Annotated in this window: 11 protein-coding genes and 1 tRNA gene; 8 read left to right on the top strand and 4 right to left on the bottom strand. The window is 37.5% G+C overall.

The window, feature by feature from the left end; genetic code table 11:
- The first annotated feature begins 6 nt into the window (after positions 1-6).
- From ACFSQP_RS00325 to ACFSQP_RS00340, 4 genes are all read left to right on the top strand, one after another.
- Positions 7-1,086, top strand: a complete 1,080-nt coding sequence (locus ACFSQP_RS00325; protein WP_376892101.1) for an ABC transporter permease — start codon at positions 7-9, stop codon at positions 1,084-1,086.
- A gap of 94 nt (positions 1,087-1,180) precedes the next feature.
- Complete coding sequence (gene tpiA / locus ACFSQP_RS00330; protein WP_376890944.1) at positions 1,181-1,930, top strand: triose-phosphate isomerase; 750 nt, start codon at positions 1,181-1,183, stop codon at positions 1,928-1,930.
- A gap of 11 nt (positions 1,931-1,941) precedes the next feature.
- Positions 1,942-2,784 (top strand): 50S ribosomal protein L11 methyltransferase, encoded by an 843-nt coding sequence (gene prmA / locus ACFSQP_RS00335; RefSeq protein ID WP_376890946.1) that lies wholly within the window; start codon positions 1,942-1,944, stop codon positions 2,782-2,784.
- A gap of 36 nt (positions 2,785-2,820) precedes the next feature.
- Positions 2,821-3,096 carry an ATP-dependent Clp protease adaptor ClpS gene (locus ACFSQP_RS00340; protein ID WP_376890947.1) on the top strand — a complete coding sequence of 92 codons (276 nt, stop codon included), beginning with the start codon at positions 2,821-2,823 and terminating at the stop codon, positions 3,094-3,096.
- A 342-nt stretch (positions 3,097-3,438) separates the two neighbouring features.
- Here the strand turns inward: ACFSQP_RS00340 and ACFSQP_RS00345 are convergent.
- Positions 3,439-3,512: transfer RNA gene (locus tag ACFSQP_RS00345), tRNA-Arg, on the bottom strand.
- A 55-nt stretch (positions 3,513-3,567) separates the two neighbouring features.
- Complete coding sequence (locus ACFSQP_RS00350; RefSeq protein ID WP_376890948.1) at positions 3,568-3,720, bottom strand: SsrA-binding protein; 153 nt, start codon at positions 3,718-3,720, stop codon at positions 3,568-3,570.
- Positions 3,721-3,829: 109 nt separating this feature from the next.
- Between ACFSQP_RS00350 and ACFSQP_RS00355 the strand changes: the two genes are divergently transcribed.
- On the top strand, positions 3,830-5,794 hold the full coding sequence (locus tag ACFSQP_RS00355) for an endonuclease (RefSeq protein WP_376890950.1): 1,965 nt from the start codon (positions 3,830-3,832) through the stop codon (positions 5,792-5,794).
- Positions 5,795-5,868: 74 nt separating this feature from the next.
- Here the strand turns inward: ACFSQP_RS00355 and ACFSQP_RS00360 are convergent, their stop codons facing one another.
- Both ACFSQP_RS00360 and ACFSQP_RS00365 read right to left on the bottom strand, forming a co-directional pair.
- The gene (locus ACFSQP_RS00360; RefSeq protein WP_376890951.1) at positions 5,869-7,698 is read right to left on the bottom strand and encodes a M56 family metallopeptidase; all 1,830 of its coding nucleotides are present in this window, start codon (positions 7,696-7,698) and stop codon (positions 5,869-5,871) included.
- A 2-nt stretch (positions 7,699-7,700) separates the two neighbouring features.
- The gene (locus ACFSQP_RS00365) at positions 7,701-8,060 is read right to left on the bottom strand and encodes a BlaI/MecI/CopY family transcriptional regulator (RefSeq protein WP_376890952.1); all 360 of its coding nucleotides are present in this window, start codon (positions 8,058-8,060) and stop codon (positions 7,701-7,703) included.
- A gap of 199 nt (positions 8,061-8,259) precedes the next feature.
- On the opposite strand from ACFSQP_RS00365, the gene ACFSQP_RS00370 reads away from it, so the two are divergent.
- From ACFSQP_RS00370 to ACFSQP_RS00380, 3 genes are all read left to right on the top strand, one after another.
- Positions 8,260-9,219 carry a calcium/sodium antiporter gene (locus tag ACFSQP_RS00370; protein ID WP_376890954.1) on the top strand — a complete coding sequence of 320 codons (960 nt, stop codon included), beginning with the start codon at positions 8,260-8,262 and terminating at the stop codon, positions 9,217-9,219.
- Positions 9,220-9,337: 118 nt separating this feature from the next.
- Positions 9,338-11,524, top strand: coding sequence for a glutamine synthetase III family protein (locus tag ACFSQP_RS00375; RefSeq protein WP_376890956.1), 2,187 nt, complete (start codon positions 9,338-9,340; stop codon positions 11,522-11,524).
- Between the two features lie 291 nt (positions 11,525-11,815).
- A complete protein-coding gene (locus tag ACFSQP_RS00380; RefSeq protein ID WP_376890958.1) occupies positions 11,816-12,997 on the top strand; it encodes an AIR synthase related protein in 1,182 nt (393 codons plus the stop codon).
- Positions 12,998-13,029 lie beyond the last annotated feature (32 nt).

The following is a 13,029-nucleotide window of genomic DNA, read 5'->3' on the forward strand; positions in this document are numbered from 1 at the left end:
GAAATTCTGGTCCGCTATGTTTATCATAAAATAGGGTATGCCTTTCTAACACTTTTTGGTGTAGTTACCGTGGTATTTTTACTATTTAATGTCCTGCCTGGCGACCCCGCTAAAATGATGTTGGGTCAAAACCAATCGGCTGAACAAGTGGAAACTGTTCGTAAAAAGTACGGTTTCGATAAGCCAAAAATTACACAGTTTGCCTATTACATTAACGATTTGTTGCCGGTTTCCATTCATTCAAAAAATGAAGCGGATTACACATTTCTAAAAAAAGGAAAATACCGGGCCAAACCATTATTTTCAATTAAAAATACTGTGGTGGCGTTTAAGGTGCCTTACTTACGCGAATCGTTTACAAAGCAAGGAAAGCCAGTAGCCGAAGTTATTGGCGAAACACTGCCTAATACGGCTATTTTGGCCGTTACGGCTATCTGTATTGCTTTAATTTTAGGTGTCGTCTTGGGCGTAGTATCCGCCATTTATAAAAACACATGGTTGGATAAATTTATTCAAATTGTAAGTACCGTGGGTATGAGCGTGCCATCTTTTTTTAGCGCTATTTTAATGGCTTGGTTTTTTGGTTATGTGCTACATAATTACACAAATTTAGAAATGACAGGTAGCTTGTATAATTTAGACGATTATGGAAACGCCATGCAAATACAATGGAAAAATTTAATCCTTCCAGCAGTTGTGTTAGGTATAAGGCCTTTGGCCGTGGTAATTCAACTTATGCGAAATTCCTTGTTAGAGGTTTATAATCAGGATTTTATTCGCACGGCACGCGCTAAAGGTTTATCGGAATACCAAATAATTAAAAAGCACGCATTAAAAAATGCTTTAAATCCCGTTGTCACCGCTATTTCTGGATGGTTTGCCTCCATGTTGGCAGGTGCTGTTTTTGTGGAGTACATTTTTGGCTGGAATGGTTTGGGAAAAGAAATAGTAAATGCTTTAAATACATTAGATTTGCCTGTAATTATGGGGGCGGTGCTAATAATTGCTCTTATATTCATTCTTATTAATATTTTTGTAGATCTAATTTACGCATGGCTAGATCCAAAAGTATCGCTAGAATCCTAATAACAGCCGTTAACGAGGCAATATGTATGTAAGGGGAAAATAAATTTTTAAAAAAGTAATTAGTTCGTTTTAAACGAGACCAAAACAATATAACATGAGAAAACACATAGTTGCTGGAAATTGGAAAATGAACAATGATTTAGCACAAACCCAACTTTTAATTACCGAGCTAAAACGTGCTAACAAAACTTCGGAAGCAGAGGTAATGATTGCGCCATCATTTACCAATTTGTGGCCGGCTTTTGAATCCTTAAGAGAGACAAATATCGAAGTTATAGCACAAAATATGCATTTTGCAGACAGTGGCGCTTATACGGGAGAAGTTAGTCCGGGCATGCTAAAAAGTGTAGGGGTTAAAACTGTAATTTTGGGTCATAGCGAACGCCGTGCTTATTTTAATGAAACCGATGCCTTATTGGCTAAAAAAGTAAATGCCGCACAACAGCATAACATGCGTGTTATTTTTTGCGTAGGCGAAGCATTAGCCGACAGGAAAGCGGAGCAGCATGAAACGGTTGTTTCCAATCAAATTAAAAATGCCTTATTTCATTTAAGTCCTGAAGATTTTGGTCAAATCGTGTTAGCATACGAACCCGTTTGGGCTATAGGAACCGGCGAAACTGCTACGCCCGAACAAGCACAGGACATGCATGCATTTATTAGAAAAACCATTGCCAATAGGTACAACCAACAAGTGGCCAATGCTGTTTCTATTTTATATGGTGGAAGTGTGAAGCCTACAAATGCGAAACAAATTTTTGCAAAACCCGACGTAGACGGCGGTTTAATTGGTGGCGCGGCTTTGGATGCTACACACTTTTTTGAAATAGTTAATGCTTTTTAGTTTATAAAACCATGTCCAATACCATCATTTACATAGGATACGATTTTGAAGTATCACCATTACAGCCGGCTGTAGAAATTTTAATTGCAGAATTGGGCTTTGCAGGCTTTGAAAGTTTTGTGGAAACAGATACCGGCCTAACGGCTTACATTCAGAAAGATGATTGGCGCCCAAATATGTTGGACGGTATTCAAATACTGCAATCCAAGGAGTTTCAAATTTCCTATAAGTTTAACGAAATAGAACAGGTAAACTGGAACGCCGAATGGGAGCGCAATTTTAAGCCTATTGTAGTAGCCAACCAATGTACCGTACGCGCGCCATTTCACGAAAAAACAAATACCGAATTCGATATCATTATCGAACCTAAAATGAGTTTTGGAACCGGGCATCATGAAACTACCCACATGATGATTCAACACATTCTAAAAAACAATTTTACGAATAAAACAGTGCTGGATATGGGCTGTGGTACAGGTGTTTTAGCCATACTTGCCGAAATGAAAGGCGCCAAGCAATTGGATGCCATTGATATAGATAACTGGTGTTATGTAAATAGTTTGGAGAACGTAACTCGTAATAATTGCCAGCATATTACAGTTTTGGAAGGCGATGCCACACTATTAACTAACAAACATTACGATATAATTATTGCCAATATAAACCGTAATATATTGTTAGAAGATATTGCTGTTTACGCTACTTGCTTAAATGCCAAAGGTTTGTTATTTTTAAGCGGTTTTTACCAAGACGATATTCCAGCTATTGAAGCCGCCTGCAATCACGAAAGTTTAACACTTCTGGATACCTTGGAGCAAAACAATTGGGTAGCCTTAAAATTTGAAAAAGCCTAACACACATACAGTTTGAGTAAACAAAAAACAACTATCATGAGTACCAGAGAACAGACTTTAGAGGATTTACTACTGAATGAGGATGTTTTATTAGAGAATGAAATAATCCTTTTTAACGACGATGTAAATACGTTCGACCATGTTATCAATACATTAATTAGGGTTTGTAAACACACTCCAGAACAAGCCGAACAGTGCTCTATTTTAGTACATTACAAAGGAAAATGTACTGTTAAAACCGGACCTTACAAGGAATTAGAACCACAGTGTTCGCAGCTTTTGGAGGCGGGTTTAAGTGCGGAAATAAACTAATGGTTAAAACGTAAATTGGCTTGTTATGGTGTTATGTGTTTACAAAAGCCTAGTATGTTTTATGTTTCAATAATTTTAAATCACTTTTTACAAAGCGCATTTTTTTTACACGATTTTAAAAACTTGTAAATAACTACTATACGTACAAAAATCGGACGTTTTTAAAACTATGGGCAGATTTGTTTAGGTGCACACTTTTTCCAATATGCTTTTTTATATGTTACGAAAGTGTGGCTGTTAGGCCTCTATGCCAGGCCTATTATCAAAATAAAGTACGTAAATGGTAGTACCATTTAAAACAAAAAAAAGCTTCCAATTTCTTGAAAGCTTTAGTAAAGTTAGTGACCTCGACAGGATTCAAACCTGTAACCTCTTGAGCCGTAATCAAGTGCGCTATTCAGTTGCGCCACGAGGCCGTTTTGTGGGTGCAAATATAATTACTTTTATCGTTTTGCACAAATAAAAAGCCAATTAATCTAGGGCATTTTTTGTAACATATAATTTCCATCCAAAAATAATCATTTGTAGTCGGCTGGCTTTGCTCAAATCAAGCTGCTGCTTGGTAAAACTAGGTAAAATAACCTTGTTCAATTTGGCTAAAAATTTAAAAACTTGTTTTTTCATATTACCTGATAACAAAATTGACATTCAAGATGTTAAATTTAATAATTTATTAATCTTTAAAATAATTTTTACTGAAGTAGTTACTTACCTTTGCCAAAAACCCCTAACCATGAAAAATAACTTACTTATTCTTTTGGCATGCCTATCTGTAATGCCATTGTTTAGTCAGATAGTTATAAACGAATTAGATTGCGATACGCCAGGTATAGACGACAAAGAGTTTCTGGAATTAAAATCCAATACGCCAAACTTTAACTTGGATGGCTATATTGTCGTGTTTTTTAATGGCTCTACCTCTGGTAACAATGCCAGTTATTTTACTATCGACTTAAATGGCTATACCACTGATGCCAATGGCTTGCTTTTAATTGGGAGCGACTCCGTTACACCTTTTCCACAGCTTTTAATTCCACCTAATGTTATTCAAAATGGCGCCGATGCCGTAGCAATTTATCAAGCCGCTGAAACAGATTTTCCAGAAGGCACAGTTGCTAATATTACCAATTTAATTGATGTTTTGGTTTACGACACCTCGGATGCCGATGATACCGATATGCTGGCCATTTTTAGTGCCCATCCCAATTTTACCAATATTGAACAAATAAATGAAGGGTCTGGCAATAATACAAACTCCATTCAACGAAATAATGACGGAAGTTATACGGTTACCACACCAACCCCGCGCGCATTAAACGATGGTAGCGGAATTGTTTTTAACGCCATTGCCATGAGTACGGATGCTGAACAGTATCAAGAAGGCGCCACCGTAACGATTACTTTTACTTCTCAAATAACGGTGTTAGATGATGTTACATTTTCTTTTTCACTTAATAATGATGGTTTTAATACAAACGATTTTACCGGAAACACTACGGTAACCATACCTTCTGGTTCCAATACGGTATCCACTTTAATCACGGTTACAGATGATGGTTTAGATGAGGGGGATGAGGAAGCTGTTATCGAATTTGTTAATTTAAACCAGCCTTTTATTCCGTTTAACAACCGTTTAAAATTCCGAATTATTGATAACGATTTTAGAGTAGCAGACTATGGGGCGCCAACTAATCCTACATTCGGAATTGTAAGCAGCACACAACCCGATGGTTACTATAACCCCCTAGATGGTTTGGCTGATAATGCCTTAAAGCAAGCGCTTCAAGATATTATTGCGAACCCGGAAGTTGTAAGGGCTCAAACCTATACAGATGTAATTGATATTTTAAAAGAAGCCGATCAAAACCCTGAAAATAGTAATGAGGTCTGGTTGGTTTATTTGGAAGCGGGTCGTGCGAAATTAGATTTTCAATTGGGTTCGGTAAGCACCGGAAAATGGAACAGAGAACATACTTTTCCGCGATCAAGAGCCGGTTATTACAGCATTGAAGCCGATGAAATAGCCGATGGTAAAGATGTTTTTTGGGAAACAAATGCAGATTCCTTGCGTCATGGCAATAGTGATGCCCACGCCTTAAGAGCTGCCGATGGTCCTGAAAATAGCTCCAGAGGCAATCAATTTTACGGGCAGTATAATGGACCCGCAGGTACAATAGGAAGTTTTAAGGGCGATGTAGCACGAAGTGTATTCTATTTGGCTATACGGTACAATGGACTAGAAATAGTAAATGGCTTTCCAGATGGTAACGTAGGGCAGTTTGGTGATTTACAAACGCTATTAGAATGGCACAGAAACGATCCGCCAGACGATTTCGAAATGAATAGAAACAACGTGGTTTATACCTGGCAATATAACCGTAATCCCTTTATAGATCAGCCCGAGTTAATTGAATATATTTGGGGAAACAACGTAGGCGAAACCTGGAACCAGCCACTTGGTGTGGCGGAAAATGCCTTGGATACTTTGGCAGTGTATCCAAACCCAACTTCAGGACGCTTATATATTAAAGGGCTTAAGAAGCCTGGACGTTTTACTATTTTTTCTTTGGATGGTAGGCGTTTGGTTTCAAAAGCAATAAGCAATGGGTATATAGATTTAAACCTAGCCAGTGGTATGTACGTCCTACAAATTGTTTCGGAAGGCGCCAGTACGACCAAAAAAATTAGTATTAAATAAGATTAAAGGATACCTAAAAAAAGGTCCAAACCTAATGGTGTTTGGACCTTTTTTTTTGATTTTTGTACTAGTTATTAAGGTTTGGTGGTTACAAGTATGGCGCCATGTGTCCCTTTTTTACCATAGGTAGCTTTGGCCATTTCTGGTTTTAAAACACGAACGTTTTGAATGTTTTCGGGGTTAATGGCCTGCATATCGTTTTGAGTTGCTTCTTTTCCGTCTATTAAAATAAGGGGGTTTTCAGGAATTTCCATAAGTTTTGTATCCGTATCTCCTGTGGATATTATAATAACACCATCCTTGGCTTTACTTCCGTACTTTTCAAGCTCCGCCGCATTAGTAATGACATCAGTTTTAATAATTGTTTTTGGATCTATGCTATCCATTTTCTCGCGCGTTATCTCTTCATCATTTAATAGAATTAGCGGTTTGGCCTCCCCAGCATGTGGTTTGGTGGTTGCTGTATCTAAAGTTTTAAAGCCACTTATTCCTTCAAATATAATAACACCGTCTTTTCCTGCCGCACCATAACGTTTTAAGCCCTCCTTTTTATTAATAATTGTTATGCTTTTAGCTGTTGTAAAATGGGCTGGATGTTTTAGCGTTTCTTTTCTATAAGTTTTCCCATTTATAATGTAAAGCGGGTTTTCGCCTAATCCATCAGCTTCGCTCAAAGTTTTTTGAGTACCTAATCGGGTTGTGGCTTCTTTTCCAAACGTAATACGATCTTTGGCAACCAAAGTTGCTTCATCATCTGAAAACTGAAACAAGATATCTTGTTTATTCGCTGTTAGCTGTAATGAGAATGGTTTAATGGTTTTCTGCTTATCGTTTTTTACGGTAACACGTTTGTTGTATCTGCTACCACCGCTATGTTTTGTTTTAATGTAGATTTCCCGAATGGTATTATCGGCATTTCTGGAAATATCGCTAAATTTTAAAACGACATGTGTATTTGACATGTCTGATTCAATTTTAGCCAAATCGGCATCCGAAGTTGAGGCGGTAACTATATGTTTTTTACTTGAATTTTGAGCTTGAAAAGTCGCTTCCGAAATATACACCTCTTGCGTATTGAAACTCATTAAAAATAACGCCAAAACAGGAATTAGTAAAGCGTATTTCCAGCTTTTCAGGGTGTTCGATTTTGATTGTTGTAACATATAAATTCGTTTTTTAATTAATGAACTATTAAAACTATTTACCAGTTCTTGGTGTTTTGTTGGCAAGCTTACCTTTAACAATAAGCGTTGGTAGCTTTGTTGGCATTTAGCTTTGGATTGCGTTTTACCATCGGCAATAAATTCTAAATTTTGTTGTACTGCTTTTTTGTATAGCCAGCTAACGGGATTAAACCACAATACCACACAAGAGAGCTGCGAAATAAGTACGTCTGCAGAATGCCATTGCCTTACATGAACGCGTTCATGATTTAAGATAAGTTCCAGTTCCTTTGCACTAAAGTTATGAGGGTTGTAAACGATGTTATTAAAAAATGAAAATGGTGCTGCTGTGTTGGTTGTTTCTGTGTAATAGATGCCTGCCATTTTTTTTGACGGCTGGCTGCGTACCAATTGGGATAGCGATAGAATATTGATAGTAAATTTTCCGAAGAAGAATACAACCCCAGCAATATAAATCCATATTAATACAGTTTCTATTGATGGGAGCGTGGCCACGGACGCCGCTGTAATAGGCATATTGGAACGCGACGATGCCTTAAAAACTTCAGGGGCAACGGTCACGTAAATGGGAATAACAAGTAGTGGCAATAAAAATGCAAAAAATTGGCCAATAAGCAGAAACCAACGATTGGAGTTAAAAAAGGTTTCGCGTTGTAAAAACCATATATAGCAAACATAAAAAATGGTTAATACGGCCGATGCTTTTAATAAATAGTCCATAACTACTTGTTTTTTTCAATTAAGGCAATAATCTCTTTCAGTTCAGCCACACTTATTTTTTCTTCTTCAGCAAAAAAGGAAACCACGTTTTTATAAGAACTATTAAAATAATTAGTAATGGCCGTATGCATAAACTTCTTCTTGTATTGCTCTTTACTAACAACGGGAAAGTATTCATGCGTTTTGCCATAAGCCTTATGGCTAACATACCCTTTTTCCTCTAAATTTCGGATAATGGTAGAAAGTGTGTTGTAGTGTGGTTTGTCTGTTTTTATAGCTGCTAATACATCTTTTACAAAGGCCTTTTTTAAACGCCATAAAATGTGCATTATTTCTTCTTCTTTGTTAGTTAATTTTTGCATAAATAAATTTTTAAAGGGTTTGTTTTTCTGACGCGTGTAGCACGTATGCAAGCGTTGTAAATATATAACTATTTTTATAGTTTTGAAACTAAAATAATAGTTAAATAACGATTTTTTTAGTTTTGTTATAAAAATCGGCGGAAATAGTATCTTCGCAACCAGAAATAAGCAATAATTAAATAGAAAAAATTAAAGGATAATGAGTGTAATTTGGATGCTTTTAGGATTGGTGTTGCTCGTAGTGGGTGGTGAGTTTTTAGTACGCTCTTCTGTAGCACTTTCTTTTAAATTTAATATTTCTAAACTTGTTATTGGTATGACAGTGGTGTCCTTTGCAACATCGGCGCCCGAATTATTGGTGAGTTTACAAGCAGCTCTGGATGGATCGCCAGATATAGCGCTTGGTAATGTAATTGGTTCTAATATTGCAAATATAGGTTTGGTGTTGGGGGTTACGGCTTTTATATCGCCGTTAGCTATTGATAAGGATTTTTACTTATTAAATTGGCCTATGATGATGCTTCTTTCGGTAGCACTATATGTTATGTTAAGTACCGGCTTGCTATTAGATTTTAAGGAAGGACTGGCTTTAATGCTAGCGCTTATTTTATTTCTTTTTATTCTTATCCGAAGATCTAAAAAAGCCGGAAAAATGAGTACCGATACCGATGAAGTGGATGTTACCCTACAAACTACTTCAAATTTTAAAGTAATTGTGTGGTTACTTATAGGTGCTGCAGCGCTGTATTTTGGTAGTGAATGGTTGGTGGTTGGGGCCAAGGATTTGGCAACTACTTTAGGTATAAGCGAGCGTGTAATTTCGGTTACTATGGTGGCTATTGGTACGAGTGTGCCCGAATTAGCCGCTTCTGTAATTGCGGCTTTAAAAAAGGAAAAAGCCATTTCATTAGGAAATTTAATTGGCTCTAATATTTTCAATATTGCTTCGGTTTTAGGATTAACGGCCATGATTCATCCCATTCCTGTTAATAACCCTAATATTTTATCGCAAGATATTTTTTGGATGTTAGGGTTTTCTGCTGTGCTGCTGCCTCTGGCTTTTCTGCCTAAAAGGCTTCAATTGGGTCGTTACAAAGGTGGTTTGCTTTTAGGGGCTTATATTCTTTTCGTTTATTTAGCGTTTATGGGTAATAATTAATAGGGGTTCTGTTTGTAAAAACCCTTTTTTGGGTGTTTAGACCCTAAAAATAATAGGGTATGCTTTTGTTTTATTAAAATTAATGTACATTTGTGGCGTAATTTTAACAACACAACACATGTCTACTTTACGATTTCATGCTATTAAAGAAACCCTTAATCGCCAACCAATTACTATAACCGAAACCGAGCGCCGCTCTGCTATTTTTGGTGCTAACGTATTTAACGAGGACACCATGCGTCAGTTCTTAACCAAAGAGGCGTTCAGTAGTGTTATGGATGCCATGCAAAATGGTTCTAAAATAGACCGACAGGTGGCTGACCATATTTCAACAGGAATGAAAGAGTGGGCCATTTCTAAAGGTGTTACACATTATACACATTGGTTTCAACCATTAACAGGTACAACAGCCGAAAAACACGACGCTTTTTTCGAGCCTATTGGAAACGGGCGCGCTATTGAAAAATTTGGTGGTGGGCAATTAGTGCAACAGGAGCCAGATGCTTCTAGTTTCCCTAATGGTGGCATCCGAAACACCTTTGAGGCTCGTGGTTATACGGCCTGGGATCCTACATCGCCAGCTTTTATTTATGGAACGACACTCTGTATTCCTACCGTATTTGTTGCCTATACTGGCGAAGCATTAGATTATAAAACACCTTTGCTACGGGCATTACAAGCTGTAGATGCTGCAGCTGTGGATGTGTGTAAATATTTCGATAAAAATGTTAAAAAAGTAAACGCGTCTTTAGGGTGGGAGCAAGAGTATTTTTTGGTGGATAGTGCTTTGGCGGCTTCTCGGCCAGATTTAGTGCTTACCGGACGTACTATGCTTGGGCACTCGCCAGCAAAAGGGCAACAATTAGACGATCATTATTTTGGTACAATCCCCGCAAGGGCTATGCAGTTTATGCGCGATTTGGAAAAAGAGTGCATGTTGTTAGGTATTCCTGCCAAAACAAGGCATAATGAAGTAGCGCCAAACCAATTTGAATTAGCACCCGTTTTTGATGAGGCCAATTTGGCAGTGGATCACAACTCCTTGTTAATGGATTTAATGCATAAGGTAGGCGAGCGTCATAATTTAAAAGTGCTCTTTCACGAAAAACCTTACAAAGGCGTAAATGGTTCCGGAAAACACAATAACTGGAGTTTGGCTACAGATACAGGTGTAAACCTGTTTAGTCCCGGAAAAACACCCATGAGCAATCTTCAGTTCCTAACCTTTTTTATCAATGCCATTAAGGCTGTAAACGATCACGAAGAAATTATACGTGCAGCTATTGCCTCGGCTAGTAACGATCACCGCTTGGGTGCTAATGAAGCGCCACCCGCTATTGTATCGGTATTTATAGGTGAGCAACTTACAAATGTGTTAAATGAATTGCAAAATGTAACAAATGGTAAGTTGTCGCCACAGGAAAAAACCGATTTAAAACTTAATGTGGTTGGAAAAATACCCGAAATTTTATTAGATAATACCGACAGAAACAGAACGTCTTCATTTGCATTTACAGGTAATAAGTTTGAATTTAGAGCCGTAGGTTCAAAAGCTAACTGTGCCAACCCCATGACGGTGTTAAACACCATTATGGCTAAACAGTTAATAGACTTTAAAGCCGAGGTAGATGTGCTTATTAACACCAAAAAGTTAAAGAAAGACGAGGCTATTTTTAACGTATTGCGCGAATACATAAAGCAATCTCAAAATGTATTGTTTGAAGGAAATGGCTACGGCGAAGAGTGGGAAATGGAAGCTAAACGTCGTGGTTTAAGTAATCATAAAACAACACCCGAGGCCTTAAAAGCGAAGGTTTCTGAAAAAGCACTGCGCTTGTTTGAAGATTTGGGGGTTATGAATCGTGTAGAATCCCAGGCGCGTTACGAAATAGAAATGGAAGACTATGCCATGCGCATTCAAATTGAAGGGCGCGTACTTGGCGACATTGCGCGAAATCACATTATACCAGTAGCCGTGCGTTATCAGAATATTTTAATTGAAAACGTAAAGGGTCTGAAAGAAATTTATGGTGAAGATTTTAAAAAGTTTGGTCAAGAGCAGCTTAATTTAATTGAGGATATTTCCGAACATATTGCTTCTATAAACTCCGATGTTACTAAAATGATTAACGAGCGTAAAATTGCTAACAAACTTGGTGATGTAGATAAAAAAGCAGAGGCTTATTGCTTTAAAGTAAAACCGTATTTCGATACCATTCGCTACCACTGCGATAAGTTGGAACTCTTGGTGGACGACGAGCTTTGGCCACTAACTAAATACAGGGAGTTGTTGTTTACAAAATAGCGCGCTGTTTTGGTGAGAAAATAATACCGCGCTAATACTTTAGGTTGTTTTCCTACAAAAAAATAATTACTCATATAGCTGCACAGTTAATAAAACCATATTTAATGAAATATGGCTTTATTTTTTTTAGGCGAAAATGTTTCTTTTTTATAGGTTTTAAAGGAGTGAAATGGTTTGCAAAATTACAAATAGCCTTTAAGGAGTTACCGCTGTATTGGATTTTTGAAATCTAACTTAAATCCTAATGCTAAATAGATAACAATTGTTATTTTTGTGGCTCAATTCCATGATATGAGTCAAGAAGTTAGTAAGCGATACGCGCAGCGCGGCGTTTCGGCCGCCAAAGAAGATGTTCACAATGCCATTAAAAATATCGATAAAGGTTTGTTTCCAAAAGCCTTTTGTAAAATTATTCCTGACTATTTAACCAACGACCCGGAATACTGCGTTATTATGCATGCAGACGGCGCTGGAACAAAGTCTTCTTTAGCCTATATGTATTGGAAAGAAACGGGCGATTTGTCTGTTTGGAAAGGTATTGCCCAAGATGCGCTTATTATGAATATAGACGATTTGCTCTGTGTTGGTGCAACCGATAATATTTTGCTGTCTTCCACAATAGGTAGAAATAAAAATAATATTCCGGCCGAAGTTTTATCGGCTATCATTAATGGAACCGAAGAGTTAATAGCCGATTTAAAAGCGTTTGGGGTAACCATTCACGCAACTGGTGGCGAAACGGCCGATGTGGGAGATTTGGTGCGAACTATTATTGTAGACTCTACCGTTACAGTACGCATAAAACGCACCGATGTTATTGATAATGCGAATATAAAAGCTGGCAATGTAATAGTTGGTTTAGAATCCTTTGGACAGGCTAGTTACGAAACGGCTTACAATGGTGGTATGGGAAGTAACGGATTAACATCTGCAAGACACGATGTGTTTCACAAAGCACTCGCATCAAAATATCCTGAAAGTTACGATGCCTCGGTACCGGAGGATTTGGTATACGCTGGGCAAGTGGGGTTAACCGATGCCGTACCAGGTGCGCCCGTTAATGCAGGTAAATTAGTGTTGTCGCCAACACGCACGTATGCCCCTATAATTAAAAAAATACTTCAGGAGTTTACAAATCAAGATATTCACGGAATAATTCATTGTAGCGGTGGTGCGCAAACCAAAATACTTCACTTTGTGGACAACTTACATGTTATTAAGGATAATATGTTTCCAGTGCCTCCTTTATTTCAGCTTATTCAGGAGCAATCCAAAACAGACTGGAAAGAAATGTATCAGGTGTTTAATTGTGGTCATCGTATGGAATTGTATGTAAACCCAGAAATTGCCCAAAAAATCATTGATATTTCTAAATCATTTCAGGTGGATGCCAAAATTGTTGGGCGTGTTGAAGCTGCAGAAAAAAAGCAGTTAACAATAAAAAGTCCATTTGGAGAGTTTGTGTATTATTAATTTGGTAGTTTATTAGTATGCGATTTACAATA

It is taken from the genome of Bizionia sediminis (genome assembly GCF_042684585.1).
Lineage (GTDB): Bacteria > Bacteroidota > Bacteroidia > Flavobacteriales > Flavobacteriaceae > Algorimicrobium > Algorimicrobium sediminis.